Origin of the sequence: Companilactobacillus zhachilii, from assembly GCF_003606365.2 — a bacterium.
In the GTDB taxonomy this organism is placed as follows: domain Bacteria; phylum Bacillota; class Bacilli; order Lactobacillales; family Lactobacillaceae; genus Companilactobacillus; species Companilactobacillus zhachilii.
This window is the reverse complement of sequence record NZ_CP031933.2, coordinates 1,770,459-1,789,049: the sequence shown is the minus strand read 5'-3', so window position 1 is coordinate 1,789,049 and position 18,591 is coordinate 1,770,459. Positions and strand designations below refer to the sequence as shown.

19 protein-coding genes and 1 tRNA gene are annotated in these 18,591 nt (G+C 35.8%); 11 read left to right on the top strand and 9 right to left on the bottom strand.

All coding sequences use genetic code 11. The features are described from left to right. Positions 1–292: 292 nt before the first annotated feature. On the bottom strand, positions 293–1,480 hold the full coding sequence (locus tag D1B17_RS08145) for a multidrug effflux MFS transporter (protein WP_120142163.1): 1,188 nt from the start codon (positions 1,478–1,480) through the stop codon (positions 293–295). A gap of 453 nt (positions 1,481–1,933) precedes the next feature. Between D1B17_RS08145 and D1B17_RS08140 the strand changes: the two genes are divergently transcribed. Then, complete coding sequence (locus D1B17_RS08140) at positions 1,934–2,929, top strand: tRNA dihydrouridine synthase (RefSeq protein ID WP_120142164.1); 996 nt, start codon at positions 1,934–1,936, stop codon at positions 2,927–2,929. A 135-nt stretch (positions 2,930–3,064) separates the two neighbouring features. Further along, a complete protein-coding gene (locus tag D1B17_RS08135) occupies positions 3,065–3,310 on the top strand; it encodes a GlsB/YeaQ/YmgE family stress response membrane protein (RefSeq protein ID WP_120142165.1) in 246 nt (81 codons plus the stop codon). A gap of 122 nt (positions 3,311–3,432) precedes the next feature. Here the strand turns inward: D1B17_RS08135 and D1B17_RS08130 are convergent, their stop codons facing one another. Beyond that, the gene (locus D1B17_RS08130; protein ID WP_120142166.1) at positions 3,433–4,002 is read right to left on the bottom strand and encodes a TetR/AcrR family transcriptional regulator; all 570 of its coding nucleotides are present in this window, start codon (positions 4,000–4,002) and stop codon (positions 3,433–3,435) included. 131 nt (positions 4,003–4,133) lie between these two features. Here D1B17_RS08130 and D1B17_RS08125 point away from each other — a divergent pair, with 131 nt between their 5' ends. Next, positions 4,134–5,165 (top strand): SDR family oxidoreductase, encoded by a 1,032-nt coding sequence (locus D1B17_RS08125; protein ID WP_120142167.1) that lies wholly within the window; start codon positions 4,134–4,136, stop codon positions 5,163–5,165. Between the two features lie 106 nt (positions 5,166–5,271). Here the strand turns inward: D1B17_RS08125 and D1B17_RS08120 are convergent, their stop codons facing one another. Continuing rightward, positions 5,272–6,186 carry a hypothetical protein gene (locus D1B17_RS08120; protein WP_120142168.1) on the bottom strand — a complete coding sequence of 305 codons (915 nt, stop codon included), beginning with the start codon at positions 6,184–6,186 and terminating at the stop codon, positions 5,272–5,274. Between the two features lie 307 nt (positions 6,187–6,493). Here D1B17_RS08120 and D1B17_RS08115 point away from each other — a divergent pair, with 307 nt between their 5' ends. Together D1B17_RS08115 and D1B17_RS08110 are read left to right on the top strand one after the other, a co-directional pair. Continuing rightward, the gene (locus tag D1B17_RS08115) at positions 6,494–6,778 is read left to right on the top strand and encodes a hypothetical protein (protein WP_120142169.1); all 285 of its coding nucleotides are present in this window, start codon (positions 6,494–6,496) and stop codon (positions 6,776–6,778) included. A gap of 137 nt (positions 6,779–6,915) precedes the next feature. After that, positions 6,916–7,143, top strand: a complete 228-nt coding sequence (locus D1B17_RS08110) for a hypothetical protein (protein WP_166806649.1) — start codon at positions 6,916–6,918, stop codon at positions 7,141–7,143. A gap of 192 nt (positions 7,144–7,335) precedes the next feature. On the opposite strand, the gene D1B17_RS08105 is transcribed toward D1B17_RS08110, so the two are convergent. The 3 genes from D1B17_RS08105 to D1B17_RS08095 form a co-directional block, all read right to left on the bottom strand. After that, the gene (locus D1B17_RS08105) at positions 7,336–7,608 is read right to left on the bottom strand and encodes a type II toxin-antitoxin system HicB family antitoxin (RefSeq protein ID WP_120142171.1); all 273 of its coding nucleotides are present in this window, start codon (positions 7,606–7,608) and stop codon (positions 7,336–7,338) included. Positions 7,609–8,000: 392 nt separating this feature from the next. Beyond that, positions 8,001–8,072: transfer RNA gene (locus D1B17_RS08100), tRNA-Gln, on the bottom strand. Positions 8,073–8,142: 70 nt separating this feature from the next. Beyond that, positions 8,143–8,733: an Ltp family lipoprotein gene (locus D1B17_RS08095; RefSeq protein ID WP_137432119.1), complete on the bottom strand. Its 591-nt coding sequence runs from the start codon at positions 8,731–8,733 to the stop codon at positions 8,143–8,145. A gap of 273 nt (positions 8,734–9,006) precedes the next feature. On the opposite strand from D1B17_RS08095, the gene D1B17_RS08090 reads away from it, so the two are divergent. From D1B17_RS08090 to D1B17_RS08065, 6 genes are all read left to right on the top strand, one after another. Beyond that, complete coding sequence (locus tag D1B17_RS08090; protein WP_120142173.1) at positions 9,007–9,333, top strand: heavy metal-binding domain-containing protein; 327 nt, start codon at positions 9,007–9,009, stop codon at positions 9,331–9,333. Positions 9,334–9,341: 8 nt separating this feature from the next. Next, positions 9,342–10,772, top strand: a complete 1,431-nt coding sequence (locus tag D1B17_RS08085) for a C69 family dipeptidase (RefSeq protein WP_120142174.1) — start codon at positions 9,342–9,344, stop codon at positions 10,770–10,772. 44 nt (positions 10,773–10,816) lie between these two features. Then, positions 10,817–12,337 carry a glutamate/gamma-aminobutyrate family transporter YjeM gene (yjeM, locus tag D1B17_RS08080; RefSeq protein WP_120142175.1) on the top strand — a complete coding sequence of 507 codons (1,521 nt, stop codon included), beginning with the start codon at positions 10,817–10,819 and terminating at the stop codon, positions 12,335–12,337. Between the two features lie 227 nt (positions 12,338–12,564). Next, positions 12,565–13,611, top strand: coding sequence for an SLAP domain-containing protein (locus D1B17_RS08075; RefSeq protein WP_240704474.1), 1,047 nt, complete (start codon positions 12,565–12,567; stop codon positions 13,609–13,611). 24 nt (positions 13,612–13,635) lie between these two features. Beyond that, positions 13,636–14,253: a hypothetical protein gene (locus D1B17_RS08070; protein WP_120142177.1), complete on the top strand. Its 618-nt coding sequence runs from the start codon at positions 13,636–13,638 to the stop codon at positions 14,251–14,253. A gap of 80 nt (positions 14,254–14,333) precedes the next feature. Next, complete coding sequence (locus D1B17_RS08065; protein WP_120142178.1) at positions 14,334–15,146, top strand: hypothetical protein; 813 nt, start codon at positions 14,334–14,336, stop codon at positions 15,144–15,146. A 50-nt stretch (positions 15,147–15,196) separates the two neighbouring features. On the opposite strand, the gene glyA is transcribed toward D1B17_RS08065, so the two are convergent. The 3 genes from glyA to htpX form a co-directional block, all read right to left on the bottom strand. Next, positions 15,197–16,441, bottom strand: a complete 1,245-nt coding sequence (gene glyA / locus D1B17_RS08060) for a serine hydroxymethyltransferase (protein WP_120142179.1) — start codon at positions 16,439–16,441, stop codon at positions 15,197–15,199. Positions 16,442–16,445: 4 nt separating this feature from the next. After that, complete coding sequence (locus D1B17_RS08055) at positions 16,446–17,258, bottom strand: DNA/RNA non-specific endonuclease (protein WP_120142180.1); 813 nt, start codon at positions 17,256–17,258, stop codon at positions 16,446–16,448. Positions 17,259–17,670: 412 nt separating this feature from the next. Beyond that, positions 17,671–18,579 (bottom strand): zinc metalloprotease HtpX, encoded by a 909-nt coding sequence (gene htpX / locus D1B17_RS08050; RefSeq protein WP_120142181.1) that lies wholly within the window; start codon positions 18,577–18,579, stop codon positions 17,671–17,673. Positions 18,580–18,591: the final 12 nt, after the last annotated feature.

Sequence of the window (18,591 nt, the reverse complement as noted above, 5' to 3'; positions counted from 1 at the left end):
TAAGGGGTGATTTAATGGACGTGAGAGCAAGAAAATGGGCAATTCGAAAGTTTTTAAGGGCAGACATGGAGCAATAATCTATATGCCAAAGCGTAAAAGCATTTTTGAAGATGAAGGCTTTTTAAAAAATCATAGTTTGAAACAAGAAGAAATAAATGTCGATGAACTAAAGGGAAATGAAAACTTTGAGTGAACGGATTCCCAGTGCTGAAAATTCGGTAATTAAAGTAAATAAAAAGGGTATCTGCAAAATAAATTTTTCACAGATACCCTTTTGGTTACTCTAATCGTTTTATTCTTCAACTGCTACCTGCTTTTTCAACGCAATAGGCAAGTAGACAAGTAACATAATTAAGCTAGTAATAAAGATAAATATTGGTAATGACCAGATAGTACCGTTATGGATAAAGCTGACAAGATAAGTTAAGAAACTAACAATCAGATAATATCCAAAACTAAAAATACCACTGGCACTGCCGATAACATCTTCATAACCTTTCAAAGCTAAATTTAAAGTTATTGGTAAAGTCGTATTTAAACCTAAGAAAATTAAGAAGAAACCGATAATCAATAAGTAGGCTTGATCGAATTGCAAGCTGATTAATAATAATAAACCAGCGATACAGCTAAAGATTAAGCCAATAATAGCGATTGTTTCAGATCTTAAATATTTAACGAGAAAGTTAACTAAGATAGCTCCAAGAAGACTTGCCAAGGCTAAGGTCATTCCTAGGCTACCATAACGAACGGACGAATAGCCAAAGTGATTGATGAAAATGAATGGTGCTTCGGAATAATAACCGAAAAGAATACCATTGATTCCACCGATCAAAATGCCATAACTCCAAACGACAGGATCTTTCAGTAAGCGCCAAGTTACTTTTAGTAGAGAAACTTGTTGAATACTGTTGATATCACGTGTTTCTGGAAGTCGGGAATAGCTATAAATCAAGACCAATGTGGCTATGACAATTAAGGCACTAAAGACATTACGATAGCCTAAGTAAGTTTCCAATAATCCCCCAATTAGAGGACCAAAAGCAGGTGACAAAGCCATAGCTGCTCCCACTTTGGAGAAAACTTTGGCACCCTCAATGCCGTCGAAACTTTCACGCATAATTGTTTGAGTAACAACAGAACCAACACTGGCTCCGAATGCCTGAATGAAGCGTGATACTAGTAAAAAGTGGAACGTTGGACTAATAAATAAGCCAACATTTCCGATTAGATAGACAATAATTCCTAGGTTCATCGCTAAACGACGACCAATTTTGTCTGATAATTGTCCCCAGAAAAGGACCCCGATAGCAAAAGCAATGAAGTAAATGCTCATCGTCAATTGGGATGTTCCAGCAGATACGTGCATACTTTGACTGATTTGTGGCAGAACTGGGGTAAAGATTGATTCACTGATCTGTGGAAAACCCACGAGAACAATAATTAATAAGATTGATGGTACGGTGTTACGGACGTTTTTCATTTTAGACTCCTAAATTTTATTCTGCAGAAAAACGTCCTTCATCATTTGCGGGCATACAAGCCATGATGTTTGATAATTCCATGGTTTTCACCTAATTTCTTTAAAGTCTATTAAACATGATATAGATAAGTCAGTAATATTGCAATATTATATATATTGAAAACTTGTGGTGCTAATTAAATTTCTTGCTCTTTCCGGCTAGTTTATGTTTTATTTTTGAATCAATAATTTGAATACTATTATGTCATCCATGACTGGAGTATTAGGATGTAAAAACAATAAAATCAAAATCAAAAAATCGGTTGGCATCACATGTAATATTATAAATTCAGTTGAAATAATAATGATACATGGCAATAAATATCATTGAAAGCAGGCGAAATACTTGCTAATGAGTCGACTTAATCGGTATAGTAATTAGTATTGTAATTAATTTTGATTGGAAGTGAGAATGTGACCCAGTCAGTTTACTGGAATCGCATCGCAGAGAAGGCTAAGAAAGAAAATCGTCCTTTCTTTAGTTTGGCACCAATGGAAGCTGTAACGGGTTCAGTTTTTCGTCGTGTCGTTATGAAAGCTGCTGCACCAGATGTTTTTTATACTGAATTTACTAACGCTTTGAGTATTACGCATCCTTTAGCCAAAGAAACAACTAAGGGACGCTTATATATTGACCCTGAAGAAAACCCCAAGCCAATCGTTCAATTGTGGGGTAACTCAGGTGAAGATTTTGCCAAGGCTGCTAAAGAGGTAGCTAAACAAGGTTATGAAGCCATTGATATCAATACTGGTTGTCCAGATATTGCGGTTATCAAGAATCATAGTGGTAGTGATTTGATTCGTCATTTTGATACAACTAAAGAGATTATTGAAGGCGCTCGCCAAGGTGGGTTACCAGTTAGTGTCAAGACTCGCATTGGTTATAGTGAAGTTGAGGAATTTGAAAATTGGATTCCTTTTCTTTTGAAACAACAAGTGCCAGTTTTGACCGTTCATGTTAGAACGCGTGAAGAAATGAGTAAAGTTCCAGCTCACTATGAATTAATTGATCAGCTGGTACAAATGCGTGATGCATATGCTCCAGATACGTTATTACAAATTAATGGTGATATTGCTGACTATCAAGCAGGGATCAAATTAGCGCAAGAACATCCTGGAGTAGATGGAATTATGATTGGCCGAGGAATTTTCATGAATCCCTATGCTTTTGAAAAAGAGCCAAAGGAACATTCTAGTCATGAGTTATTGAATCTTTTGCGTTATCAATTAGATCTTTATGATGAGTTTGTTGCTAAAGGGATTCCAGGTCATTTTGCGCCACTACAACGTTTCTTTAAGATCTACGTTCGAGGGATGAAGGGTGCTTCAGCTATTCGAAACGACTTGATGCAGACTAAGACAACTGATGATGCTAGAGCAATCATCGATCGTATTGACCCAGGTGAATAATACTAAAGAAACAACCTGAAAGTATGATAAAGGTAGTTATGTCATAGCCCTATTTTTTTAGATTATCATATTTGGTGAAAAATCTTCTGGAATTTATTAAAATTTAGTTATAAATAAAAAAAGGAGGAGACAAATATGCATTGGTTATGGGTCTTAATTGTTGGCGCAATCATTGGAGCTATTGCAGGAGCAGTAACTAATAATGGTAAGTCAATGGGCTGGATCAGTAATATCGTTGCCGGGATCATTGGTTCAAGTTTTGGTGAAGGTATCTTAGGTTCATGGGGTCCGAAATTGGCCGGTATGGCAGTTTTCCCCTCACTGATTGGTGCAATTGTGTTGGTTGCAATTGTTTCATTTGTAGTAAAAAAGATAACGTAGAAAACCAACCAAAAAATTTTAGCTTTAGATTATTAAAACTAATAGCCCTGCAATCTGATTTTAGGTTGTGGGGCTTTTTATTTTGATTCACTTCCTGAGTTATATTCACACGACATTATCTGCTATCTATGTTTTTCATTTTCCAAAGCTTTTAAAGTTGCAGTTTGAAAATCGGCAATCAAAGTATGGATATCATTAAGTGATTCCTTTTGACCGCCAACGAGCCACTCACGCCAAATTGCATAGACACCAGCACTCATAAAGCGAGTCCAATACTTACGTTGAATCGGTGAAAAATCATTCCAATTCAGGACTACATCGTAGAAATTCGTCATATTCTCATTGAAAATATTTTGGATAATAAATTCGTAATTTCTTTTAACTGCTAGAGCCATTGTATTTGATATTTCTGAAAAAAATTCTCCTAAAGCAGTCATCTTTTCATTCTGGGGAACTCGATTGATAACTAGTTTAAATTCAGCATCAATTTTGGGCTTGAAGTAAGCAATTAAAACGTCTTCTAAGGTTTCAAAGTTGCGATAAAATGCCATACGACTTACACCCGCTTTTTTAACCACTTGTGTGACCTTGATGTCATTTAAGTTGGTTGTTTGTAGTAGTTGTAATAATGCTGTGATTAAATATTCTTGAGAATCCTGTTTGATTTGTTGGGAATGATCTGTAGCTGCCATTACAATTTCTCCTTTTTGTCACAGATGCTCCTGATTTACTTGAGCATTGATTACTTAGCTATTAATATACAACACATGAGTTACAAGTGAAACGTTAGTTAAATAAATCAATGATTCCCAAGGAGATTATTATGAAAAAACAATTAGTTGTCGTAACAGGTGGTAGTGGATTCATAGCGATTCATATTATTTTGCAATTACTCGAACAGGGCTATGCGGTTAGAACAACCATCCGTTCTCAGACTAAAAAAGAAGTTGTTAAGGAAATGTTAACGAACGGTGGAATCACTGACTTTTCCAATTTATCACTTTCATTGGCTGATCTAAACTCTGATGCTAACTGGGAAGAGACAATGACCGGAGCAAGTTACGTGATTCATGTTGCTTCGCCAACGCCTAAGTTGAATTTTAAAAATGAAGCTGAAATGATTCGTCCTGCGGTTGATGGTGTTTTACGAGTTTTGAAAGCTGCTCGTGATAATGGTGTAAAACGTGTTGTTCTGACTTCGGCTTATGGTGCCATTTTTGCTGGCCATAAAAATCGAGCAACACCTTATACAGAAAAGGATTGGACTAATTTGAACGCTGAGAATATTCATCCATATCAAAAGTCTAAAACAATGTCAGAAATGGCTGCATGGAACTTCATTAAAACAGAAGGTCAAGGGTTAGAATTAGCAGCAGTCAATCCTGTGGGAGTCATGGGACCAGTCCTTTCTGCCAAGTATTCACATTCCAATATTCAAATTCAAGAAATGCTAGAAGGTAAAATTAACGCTTTACCTAAGATAGATTCTGGGTATGTGGATGTTCGAGATGTAGCAAGTTTACATATTTTGGCTATGACCTCTGCTAAGGCTAATGGTGAAAGATTTTTAGCGACAACAGGTGAAACTTTGTCCATGATGGAAGTAGCTGATATTTTAAGAGAGGCTTTTCCAGAGTATGCGAAAAAGTTGCCTACAAAATTGTTACCAAACTTTATTGTCAAAACGGCAGCATTTTTCCAACCCCAATTGCGAATGATAGCTTCAATCGTTGATGAATATGCTGAAACTAGTAATGAAAAGGCCAAGTTATTGTTGGGATGGCAACCACGTTCAGCTAAGACTGCCATCATTGCAACAGCGCAGTCGATGATTGACTTGGAGATTGTAAAATAGCTGGCTGTACAAGTGAAATAACATAAATGGCTCCAGCGGTAATCGATTTTGGATTGCTGCTGGAGCCATTTAATTTAGCTAAAAAATATATTTTACTTAAAACGTTTTAGTCGTTGGTTTCTGAACTTACTTTATATGGAGTCACAAATTTCTTTAATAAAACAATTGTTCCTAAGAAAAAGGTTGAAGCGATAATAGCTGTGATTGGCAACATATGAAACATGCTTGATGGTAAAACTAAAGCTAGAAGTGGAAAGGCAAAGGCAGCGGGTAATTTGATTTTTAAGATTTGTAATAAAACAAATACTACTGGTAATGAAATGATAGCTGAAAGTAACCATGAAGCAATTGCTAAATGAACTAATACCCCAATTGTGGCAGCTCCAACGAGTGCAATAAAGTGTTTACTTGCCATTCGCCAGCCATAATTCTCTTTTTGCAAAACTTCGAAGAAAACAACCATGACTGGTGGAATAGCGGCCATTTGTGAGAATCCGAAGAACCAAACAGCGCCGACCCAAACTATTGCCATAATTGTGAAAATAACCATATGTTCATTTCGAATAGGTTCACTGGGATTGGTATGTTTGTAACGACCTTGTAGGAAAACGCCAATCATCAAAAATGACGTGAACAATAAAATAGCGACGATAAATGACCAGTGGGTGGCATTAATAATGATAGGTAGTAGCCCGGTCGCAAACGATGGTGCTAAGTTTGAATGAAGCACGCGTAGTAAAATAAGCATCAACAGTAATCCCAACAACACTTTTTCTGCATACGTAATAGATAATTGGTTGATTACAAAGCCAATGATAGCCGTACCTGAAGGTGCTAAAAAGATTTTCGTGGGTTGATTGATCCAACCGCCATTTTGATAAATCCAAGTCCCTGCAGTTAAGGCCCCAATTTCTGGAAGAATGATTTCCATATCGTTTAGAAATGTGGCACTTGCTACCATAAAAATTATGAAAACAAAGCCAATCAAATAATTACGTTTCTCAATAGTAGATAAATGCATGTGGTAATTGATAGCTCCTTTTTAAGTTATTGTTTTGGAAAAACTAGATAAGTGTAACACATGATGATAATTTCTGAAAATATTTCGTATATACTAAAATATAAATGAAATATATATTAATGGAATTAATTAATCTTTCGTTATCAAAATACAAGAAAATAATATATACAATTTGGACAAAATGCTGTCTTTAATAGTAAAAGATACTAAAATAATGGTGTAGACCAAAGTGGGAGGAGGCTATGGTGATTTAAAGTTTTTTCAGAGAATCATGTTGAAAATAATGTATATAAAAGAGGATAAAACAGTGGAAAATAAAACTGATAAGGGTACTAGAACTTACGATTTAGACAAAATTGACGATGTGTTATGTGAATTAGATGATGCCAAAATTCGTATCAATGCCCTCATGGATTACAATTTGAAGTTGCGCCGTTTGAATGATCAACAAGTTAATAAGAATTTGATGTCACATGAATATAGTCGTCTCAGTCCAATTATGGAATTGTTGAACACCGATATTTTTGAGTCATTGGATAAGGCGATTAGCATTTTAGATGCACAACATAAGGGTGGAAAAAAGATTAATTAGTTTGTTTAATGGGAACCATCTTGGTGAAAATCAGGGTGGTTTTTAATTTGTCTTGATAGAATTGAATTAATTATTTTTGAGTATATCAAATAACAATATAGATAACCTTAAAATTATAAAAACAATAAGCTATACTTATGAAATATCTTAACGAATGGGGTTATCTTTGTATGATGGTTTTAGTTACTTTAGAAGTATTATTATTGATCATGGCATTATTATATGTTGTCCGTGTTTTCTGGCCAGTGAGAACACAATTGTTTAATGGGGATGAAGAAATTATTGTTTCAATTCGTAATCGTCATAATTTGAAAATCTGTTTGTTTGTGATTGTTGCGATGATTTTGTTGCTTTCACTTAGATAGATTTAAAAGGTCCAATTCGATTGGAATCAAAAAACCGACTGCAGTTTTTCACTGTGTCGGTTTTTTGTGATGCTTATAACCAAGTTAGTAGACTAGCTAAAAACTTAGCGAACGGTCTATCCGTCCTTTCCTAAAAAGAATATTATATAAATTTTGTGGCTATGTCAATTTAAAGATACCTGAAAGTTTCTATCATTCGAATTTACTATATTTTGTAGTGTCAACATCAATAAGAGTTGCAATATCGGGTTTGTTTATACTGGGCAAATAGTAATTAGAATCTGGTATTGGTTTATGATTATCTTCTAAGTCTGTTACTTTCAAATTAATATAATCTCGTGCCATCTGAATGGCGTTAAAAATAGAGGTTCCTTGAGTTTTACCATTGAAATCAGGAATTTCTACAAGATAGGGAACTGCTTTATCAGCAGTTTGGGTTATTACTATTGGATAAATTAATTTCATTATTTATCTCCTAATGTTGTTTATCTTATGAATAAATATACCATACTAAGAATTAATAAAATTATTATTAGCCATTGATACGCTTTTGTTGGTTTATTGATTTCTAAAGTCATCGTTGTGTGCTTGCCATTATAAGTTTTTTTCATGACATAAATTCCCTTATTATTTTTTAGTATAATGTATTACATTGATAATATTGATTATGTATTTAAAAAAACTACCAGTCGGTTATGACTGATAGCTTAAAATTTGCTCCCACGCAATATTTTTTTAGGACACATTTAAGGGTCCGGTTTGGTTGAATTTCATTGATATTCATAGAAAACTAAATTTGTAAGAATGCCTATATACCGCCATTTAGCAACATATAGGATTACATAGAAGTTCTTCAATTGGGCATATTGGGTTCGAACCAATAAATTGCGGATTCAGAGTCCGCTGCCTTACCATTTGGCGAATGCCCATTAACAGTAAAATGTTATAAAAGATTACGTATATTGTCAATAGCATTCAAAATAATTAATTTAATTTATTTCAATCATTCAAATGTTCAATTGCATAATCAGCTTGTTCCCGAGTGAAACTTTCATTGTCATCAGAGATTAAAATCTCACGAATCTTAGCTGGTGACAATCCCAGATCACGTTGATATTTCCTAGCCGTAACCAAAGCATTATAGTTAAAATCAGCTTGGACGTTATCGGCAGCATACTGTGCTTGTTTGACGGAAAAAGTATTTTTGTTGATCAACTGATTGTGAATCGCTTGTCGAGACATGTTTTGTGATTCAGCGTATTCTTGTGCCCTTTTTAAGGCGTTGCGATTGTAGTCAACTTTTAGATGTTTTAAGGCATATTGTGTGGCCTTATTTGAGTAATCAATTTTTAGTTGTTTGGAGATTTCGGCTTTAGACATGTACATAACTTCTGAATAGTTTTTTGCGTGTTTTAGTGCTTGGGTGTATTCCTTAGGGATTTTAATCGTCACTGAAACTTCATTGTTTTTCTCTTGAAATGATTTGAAAGACAAAAGGGCAAAAGAACCAACGATTAAAAAAAGCAAGCCAATAATTGCTAAAGTTAAAATTTGTTTGTGTTTCGAACTAGCTCTTTTTTGATGTCTCAAATTGATTACCTCCAATGCAATTATCTAAGTTAAGTATAGCAAAAATATAATAAAAACTTCATGAGAGATATTTATCAATTAATGACATTATTATAAAATTTATAAAAATATCTATACCAATTATCCCTACAACCACAAGGAAACAGCAGATTTTACAATTCCAACAAAATGTCAAAATTATTGCTCAAATTTTCTCAAGATATGACCATAATATAGGGCAAATGTGTTACATTATGTAATGGAGTGAAATAATTATTTTTGTGAGGTGAATCAATGGAGAAGAGCGAGATATTAGTGACTACAACTGAACATGTACCAGGACGTGACTACGAAATTATCGGTGAGGTTTTTGGTTTAACAACTCAGTCGAAAAATGTCGTCAAGAATATCGGTGCTGGATTCAAAAACATTGTTGGTGGAGAGATCAAGGCTTATACAGAACTACTAACTGAGGCTCGTGATATTGCAATTGAGCGTTTGCGTAAAAATGCCATGGACATGGGAGCTGACGCGGTGGTAATGATGCGTTTTGACTCGGATTCTATCAGTGCAGACATGGAGACAGTTGCAGCATATGGTACCGCAGTAAAATTTAAGTAGGTGATTGTATGGCATTAGAATATAACAAAAGTTCATTATCAGCTTGTACTAGTATTTTAATTGGTAAGAAAGCAACCGTTGATGGCTCAACCATTATCGGAAGAAACGAAGACGCCAAGCCATCTTGGCCCAAGCACTTTGTTATTCATGAACATAAAGAATTTACTGATGATCAAAAATTCGTTTCTAAAGCCAATGACTTTCAAATGGAGCTGCCTAAAATACGATATAAATATTCTGCCACTCCTGAATGGACCTTCAAAGAAGGATTATTTGAAGAGGATGGTTTTAACGAATATGGTGTTGGTATGAGTGCGACTGAAAGTGCTTATTCAAACCAACGTGTCTTAGGCGTTGATCCTCTTGATGAAAATGGTATTGGCGAAGAAGCTATGATCACAGTTGTTTTACCATATGTCAAAACCGCTCGGGAAGGTGTTTTAAGACTAGGTAAAATTATTGAAGATTATGGAACTTGTGAAACTAATGGGGTACTTTTCTCTGATAAAGATGAAGTTTGGTACTTCGAAAGTGGATCAGGTCACTATTGGGTAGCGCAACGTATCCCCGACGATAGTTACGCCGTGGTAGCCAACCAACTAGCAATTCAAGAAATTGATTTCAATGATTCAGACAACTTCTTATATCAAAAAGATATTCAAAAGTTTGTTTCTGAGAATCACTTGAATGCTAGACCTAATAGTTTTAACTTCAGAGAAATCTTTGGAACACATGATTTATCTGATGAGATTTACAGCACGCCCCGTGTTTGGTGGGGTCAACAAGAATTTTCGGGTAAGACAGATGAGAGTCCTGAGAGTGAAGATTTGGAATTCATTAAGAAAGCCAATCGCTTGTTGAGTGTTGATGACGCACAAGACTACTTAGCATCTCATTATCAAAAGACCGAGTTCGATCCTTTGAATAAGTCAGCTAATAGTAAACGTTATCGTCCAATTAGTTTAGCTAAAACTCAGGAGTCACACGTCTTGCAGATCAGACCTAATATGGCCCCTGAAATTGCCTGTGTTCAATGGTTAGCCATGGGTGTCGCATCACAGAGTATTTATGTGCCATTCTATATGGGGATGACCGATACTCCTGATGAGTATAAACTTGGTGAACTACCATATGACAGTAAGTCAGCTTATTGGACTTATAAATTGGCCGGAGTTTTGTTAGATGGTCATTACAAAGAACTTGGAAAAGATTTCCAAGCCAAGCAAAAGGACATCAATATCACACTTCGCAAGAAGTTAAATGATTTTGATCGGGAAGCCTTGAGCAAAGATGATGATAAATTACCTAATTATTTAACCGAAGCTTCATTTGAAATGGCTAAAATTTCTCTTGATGGCTATAAAGAGCTAATTGCTCAATTAATTACGGACTCGACTGATTTTTCACCTCTAAACTTTAAGACAGATATGAATTTATAGAAATTATAAATGTACATTGAAAATTAAATGAGGGGTTTTATAAAATGGATGATGGTAATGCGCCGACAAAAACAATCACATTATTTAGTTTAATAATGATGATTTTTACGGCAATCTTTGGATTCGCTAACACAACTGTTGCTTACGAACAGATGGGCTTAGCAAGTATTTTATGGTATGTATTCGCTGCGGTATTCTTCTTCCTACCAGCAGGATTTATGATGGCAGAATATGGTTCTGCTTTTAACGAAGCAAAAGGTGGAATTTATTCTTGGATCGACGGAGCAGTGGGTGCTAAATGGGCCTTTATCGGTACATTTATGTGGCTAGCTTCTTGGGAAGTTTGGCTAGTATCAACTTCTTCAAAAGTTTGGATTCCTCTATCAACAATGTTTGCTGGACATGATACAACGCAAACTTGGAGTTTATTGGGACTTTCAGCAACGCAAGTTATCGGTGTTCTAGCTGCACTTTGGATTGTCTTTGTTACTTATACAGCAACTCAAGGTATGGATAAAATCGCTAAAGTTTCTAACTTTGGTGGAATTATGATGATTGTTTTACAAGTTTTGTTCTTCGTTTTGAGCTTGGCAGTTTTGTTCATGTCAGGCTTTCACACTGCAGAACCAATTCACGGATTAGATACATTTATTCATTCAGCTAATCCAGCCTTTGCATCACCAATCGGGATGGTTTCATTTATCGTTTATGCAATCTTTGCATATGGTGGTATGGAATCTGTCGGTGGTGTCACTGATAGTATGAAGAATCCTAAGAGAGATTTCCCACGTGGTGTTTTGATTTCAGCAATTGCAATTACAGTGCTTTATTCACTAACAATTCTTTGCTGGGCAATGAGTGCCAACTGGAATTCAGTTGTTTCCAAAGGTAACGTTAACTTGGGTAATATTACTTATGTTATGATGAGTAACCTTGGTTATACCTTTGGTACTCATATCGGATTAGGAAGTGCAGCAGCTATTTCATTAGGTGAATGGCTAGCTCGTTTTACTGGTTTTGATATGTTCATCCTTTATATGGGTGCATTCTTTGTTTTGATCTACTCACCATTGAAGTCTTTCGTTTTGGGTACACCAAAAGATTTCTGGCCTGAAAAGGTTACTAAGTTAAATAAACATGGTATGCCTGCTTATGCAATGTGGGTACAAGCTATTATTGTTATCGTTCTTATTTTAGTTGTTGATATGGGTGGTAAAAATGCTAAAGCACTTTATAATGTTTTGACATTGATGGCCAACGTTTCAACAACCGTACCTTACTTGTTCTTAGTAGGGGCATATCCATTCTTTAACTTGAATAAAGATATTGAAAAACCATATTTATTCTATAAAAATAAAAAAGCTATGTGGACAGTTACATCCATTGTCTTCTTAGTTCTAGCTTTCGCAATTATCTTCACAGTGATCCAACCAATCATGGAGGGTGCTTACACAGATGCTCTTTGGACACTTATTGGACCAGTTGTCTTCGGACTTGTTGGCTTCATTCTGTATGACAGATATGAACGTAAACATGGTAAAAAGACCGCTAGTGTTGATGCTTAAGCTACCAAATAATATTATTTTAAAAACAGATCTTATCAGTTTTGATAAGGTCTGTTTTTTTAGTTATTAATTGAACAAAAATTTGCTAAATTATGGTATTTTTTCTGCTCATAAAAATTTTTTTGAGAAATTTTCTAAATTCCTGAGTTTTGCCAAATAGTGACGCATGAGTTTGCTAATATTTATTCGTAAATTAAATGTTATCGGAGGATACGATTTTGAAGAAAATGATTAAGTATATGGGGATTACTGCTGCTACTTTGTTGGCCGTCGCACCAATCGCAATGCCAGCCATGAGTTCAGCTACAGAAACTACTGTTAAGGCTGACGCAGCTAGTGGGGTTAATCAAGCTGACGTTCAAAAATGGTTAGGTCAAGTTAAGAGTAACGTTACTATAAATGAAAGCGCACTTATTTCTAAAGAAGATGAGGAACTTTACTGGGGTATAGGAACTAATAATATTTGGAGTATTACACCACAAGAGTTAACACCTGATAGTTCAATTTTTGATTTATTTAATGCTGAAAATGTAAATAAAGATGATTTATTCACTCACTTTAATGATAATGCAGATCAAAGTAATTTATTCTTTAGTAATCGTCATTATCATGTAATTATGAATGCTACTGTAAGTGATGGTAGTGTTTCTGGGAATTTGAATCCAAAGGGAATTAATCACATGTTACAAAATGGAAAAAGTGTAACATTCCACACTTCTTTGAGATATACAGCTGAAGGTCAATTGACCGGAAATGACTTTTTACAAGATTATGTCGATAATAAGGGAGTTACAACTGAAGTAGCTAAAAAGGATGTTGTTGTGACACTCGGAAATGGCACAAATGATTCTAATAGCCAAAATAATCAAAAGCCAGCAACTACAGCTCCAGGTAAATATTATGACGCAACATTCTCACCATCGGTTAATGCCAAAGTATATGATGATAACGGTAAAGCTACATCAACAGCTGCATTGCCAAAGACATCAATTTGGAAAGTTGACAGAGAAATGAGCGTTAATGGTACAACATACTATCGTGTTGCTAATAATGAATGGATCTCTGAAAAAGATAGTGTTCAAGTTTATCCAGACGTTACTACTATAACAACTAGAAGACAGGCAAAACTTTATACATCAACTGGTAAGCAAGTTACTGACCGTGCTTTGTCTCCAAATACTGCCTGGTATACGGATAGAGTTGCTACAATTAATGGACTTCATATGCGTCGTGTTGCTACTGATGAATGGGTTTCATTCGACGATCTTAAATAAAATTGTTTTAAGGGAGAATGAACTATGAAGTATACTAATTTAATTTTAAAAAGAAACTTGACTATTTTCATGATGTCTTTAGGTTTGTTAGGAGCTCTAAGTCCTGTTTTAGCGGAAGTACAGACAGTTAACGCTGAGTCTCTTGATTATAACTTTGATCCGGATAAAAATGGTCCTTCTAATATTGGGATGTATGTAAACGTAGACGGAAAGTATCAACATGTCTGGACAGAACCTATTTGGATATCAAAAGTTGGTGAAACTGAAACAGAGGATGCACCATTAGTTGACAAACATGTTGCAACTCCAAGTACCATTACATTTTTAAGAACTGCTACAGGATATAGATTATTACAAGTTCCAACTTATACTCCGAGTGATCCTAAGTTAGCTCCTCAAACAGCTACGGTTAAGGAAAATAAAGAAAATATTACTGTTTGGAACGATAATGGAAAATTTTGTCCTTTAGTAGCTTTTTCCACAACAACAGGAGAAATTTACAATTTATCTGATAGAGCTTTAGGAAATAATACTGATTGGTACTCCGATAAAATAAAAACATATGATGGTGCCCAATATTACCGTGTCGCAACAAATGAATGGGTTAAAGATATATATTTCCATGGTGGTGGCAGTGTTTAAAAATAAAATCATTGTTTACTGAATTTTATTTTTAAAAGCAACTGAATTACACAAAATATAATTCTAGGGGATTTAAATTAATGAAAACCGTAAAAAGTTTAATTATAGGGATGGCATTGCTAGCTTCTGCAACTGGTGCAATGATACTTTCTCAGAAGGATGCTGATGCAGCTAAAGTTGCTAGCGTTGATAATAATATTGCTCGGCTTTATCGTGAAGATGGAAAGCTGATTACTGACCGTGCTTTAGGACCAAACAGTAATTGGTTAGTTGGAAGAATTTTTACTCACAACAATGAAACCTATTATCAGGTAGCCACTAAGGAATATTTAAAGGCTAATGATTCTAAAAGATTGTATGATAATACAAATCCTTCTCTAAATTACACGCCTAGTATTCAACGCATTAATCAATATTTTATTAAATATCTTAATGCGTTACATGCTGCTAATGGCACCCCAATGACTACGACAACACCTGAAATGTTTGAGTATGCTAATCATCGTGCCTATCAACAAGTAGGAAGAACAATGAACCACTCAACTAGACCAAGAGATACAGAGGAAAATCTTTATAATTTTGGTTATGATTATATTTTAAAGTGGGGCCAACAAGAAGATATGATGTCTGATAGGGATGTTGCATTTGAACTTTTGAAGGGTTGGTATGATGATAGTAATAATGTTTCTGCCTCAAATGGTCAAATAGGACATTTCGGTCATCGAGCTGCTTTGATTTATACAGGCAATCCAGTCTCATTAGGTATGTCAGATAACGCAACCGCTATGAGTGCTGAATGGCCAGAAGACCTAGATGGATTCAATAGCATTTTTAATTACACTGGTTCAAATCCTAACACAAACTTTATTTCAAAAGATGCTGTTCCAGAATAACGAAAAAAGTCGATTTCTCAACGAGAAATCGACTTTTTTTATACATTCTATTAATTAAATTCAACTGGATGTTTGTCAGTCAAAGCTTTTGTACGTGCATCCAATTCTTGAAGTTTTTCTGGATCATCGTGATACTTGATTGCATCAACAATAATACGGGCTACTTCTTCACAGTCTTCTTCGTCAAATCCTCTTGATGTAATAGCAGGAGAACCTAGACGAAGGCCAGATGTAAATTTAGGAGGCAATGGGTCGTTTGGAATGGCTTCTTTGTTAGTTGTGATATGAATTGTATCAAGTAAGTTTTGGACTTCCATACCATTCAAGTCACATTCAGTTAGAACAACGTTTAGCAAGTGATTATCAGTACCACCTGTTAAAACTGACAAGTTGTCAGCGTCGTTGATAACTTTAGCCATTGCAGCAGCATTCTTAACGACTTGTTCCATATAAGTTTTGAACTCGGGTTGAAGATCTTCACCAAAGGCAACAGCTTTACCAGCAATCACGTGTTCCAATGGACCACCTTGAGTACCAGGGAAGACAGCTGAATTAAGTTTCTTACCTAATTCTTCTTTAGCTAAAATCATACCACCACGAGGGCCTCGAAGAGTTTTATGAGTAGTTGTAGTAACAATATCGGCAACGCCAACTGGAGTAGGGTGTAAACCAACGGCAACGAGTCCAGCAATGTGAGCCATATCGACCATCAAGTAAGCACCAACTGAATCAGCAATTTCACGGAATTTCTTGAAATCAATGATTCGGCTATAAGCAGAAGCACCAGCAACGATTAGTTTTGGTTGAACTTCTTCAGCAATCTTTTGAACATTATCGTAGTCAATCAATCCTTCAGCATTAACGCCATATGAATGGAAGTTGTACATCTTACCAGAGAAATTAACTCTAGAACCGTGTGTTAAGTGACCACCAGCATTTAAATCCATACCTAAAACTGAGTCACCAGGTTTTAAAACAGCTTGGTAAGCGGCAGCATTAGCTTGTGAACCTGAATGTGGTTGCACATTAACATATTCAGCGTTGAAAAGCTTCTTGGCACGATCAATTGCAATTTGTTCAATTTGATCGATGTATTCACAGCCACCATAGTAACGGTGCCCAGGATATCCTTCAGCGTATTTATTAGTTAAAACTGAACCTTGAGCTTTTCTAACATTGTCAGAAACGATATTTTCAGAAGCAATCAACTCAATATTTCTATTTTGACGATTCTCTTCCTTATTAATTAGATCGAAAATTTCCTTATCACCTGTACTGTATTGCACTACGACCATCTCCTCAATAATTATTATTAACTAAACTGGTACCATCACTATAATTAATCTTCACACCTTTTTCAACGTTGAAAATGTAAACGTTAAAAGAAACTCCATTATCCGGCTGACCGTTATTTGTCAACGATTCAGCCATCATTTGAACTCCTCGAGCGACTAATTCATTACCACGATATATCGGTTTAACCCGGTACCTAATATAATTATTAGGATTTTGCTTGAGATAATAAGCAATATCGTTTTCGTGCTTTAGCATTTCTGGTGAGTTCAGTGAGCGAGTCCCAGTCATCAAATTTTTCGGATTGTTATTTTGTCCGGTCAACTGATAACCAATTAGATGTGAGCGATTATATAGCCAGCCACCTTTGATTCTCTTATTATGCCAGCCAGTTGGATTGACATAAAGTGGTTCGCGCTTTGCGGTAGGCATCAAGCTTTTACTCAATAATGCATCGGCCTGAATGGCTCGGTTGAGATTGTCCAAGTCAGCGAAACGTTGCCAAGGACCATCCGAGACATTTAGTTCGGCTTTTGTGAAAGTAGGCGTATTGTTGTTAACCTCAATTTCCTGATTATTCTGATAATTTAGATTGGCTAAATCAGAACTGGCAGAGGTCGTGGTCTTTTCCGACTGTCGCGGATTATCACCAGTTACTTGACCATTGTTCTGATACGATTCGTAAATACCTGAACCGCCAACGACAACTAGCAGAAGTCCTAGGGAAACTAAGCGTCGATGAATCCGACGTTTGGGTTTGACCATAAAAGTGGTAAATAGGAAAATCGCCCCCAAAACTACTAGTAACAACATATACATATAAATATCCCCTCACTACGAAGATTAAATATCTTCAAGTTTGATTCTATCATAATTTTTCAGAAATCTTGAACAATATTTGCGAAGTGTCTAAATTTTATTCGTATATTGGGGGGCCGCTTCTGGGTGTGCGTGCTAGAGTCTGCTGTGAGGACCGGGCCGAGCCAAGGTCTCGTCCCTCGATTTTGAACTTCGCAAAGAACGCGAATTTCAAAATACGCCCTGTGCTGTAAGAACGGAAAACCACCGTCCTAACACCACTGCCACTGCGGACTCTAGCACGCACACCCAGAAGCTAAGTTATTTGTCTGCTGCAGTGGATTGGTATTAATAGACAAATTGTAAACAGTTAAAAACTGCCTATTTTAAAAAATGGGCTGAAAAAAAGAAGCTGACTTTTTCAGCTTCTTTTTTATTCAAATGTCTTTTTCAATGCTTCAATTCTTTTATCCAGTGGTGGGTGAGTGTCGAATAACCCAGAAAAATGTTTTTTCTTAGTTGGATCATCAATATACAAGGCAGCACTGGCATCGTCGACTCGTTTCATTGGTTTGGTGCTTTGTTCGAGTTTTTCTAAGGCATTAATTAATCCTTGCGGATTTCTGGTTAATTCTGCTCCAGAAACATCTGCCAAGTATTCACGATTTCTAGAAATTGCCATTTGAACTAAGCTGGCGATCAATGGTCCAATAATTGCGAAAATTAAACCAACGACCCACAGGACTAATCTAATGACGCCAGAATTATTATTATTACGGTCATCATCACGCATCGGAATCCACCAACGATAGGCGTTACCGATAATTGAACAGATTAAAATAATGGCTGATGATAAAGCAACTGAAATTGTTGAGACTCGAATGTCGTAATTTCTTACGTGAGAGATTTCGTGGGCTAATACGCCTTCAAGCTCTTCACGGTCCATCATTTTATATAAGCCACTTGTTACAGCCACAGCTGAATGTTGAGGATCTCGTCCGGTTGCAAAGGCATTGGGACTAGGATCGTCAATAATATAGATATCTGGTAAAGGGATATCGGCAACCATGGAAAGGTCTTCAATAATATGCCAAAGATCTGGTGCATCTTTCGCTGAATTTAGCTTTCTTGCACCGTTCATTTGCATTACGATACTAGTAGACTGAAAATAAGTAATTAGTGTGTAAACAATCGCAATAATCAAGGCAATTACGATTCCTGTATAGAGATTGTCAAAAAAATAAAGTCCTAGGAAACTACCGATAGCTGCTAGTATCAAAAAGAAAATGAAAAATATCAAGTAGGTTTTACGTTTATTACGATCAATTTGCTCGTAAATCATAAGTTACCTCGA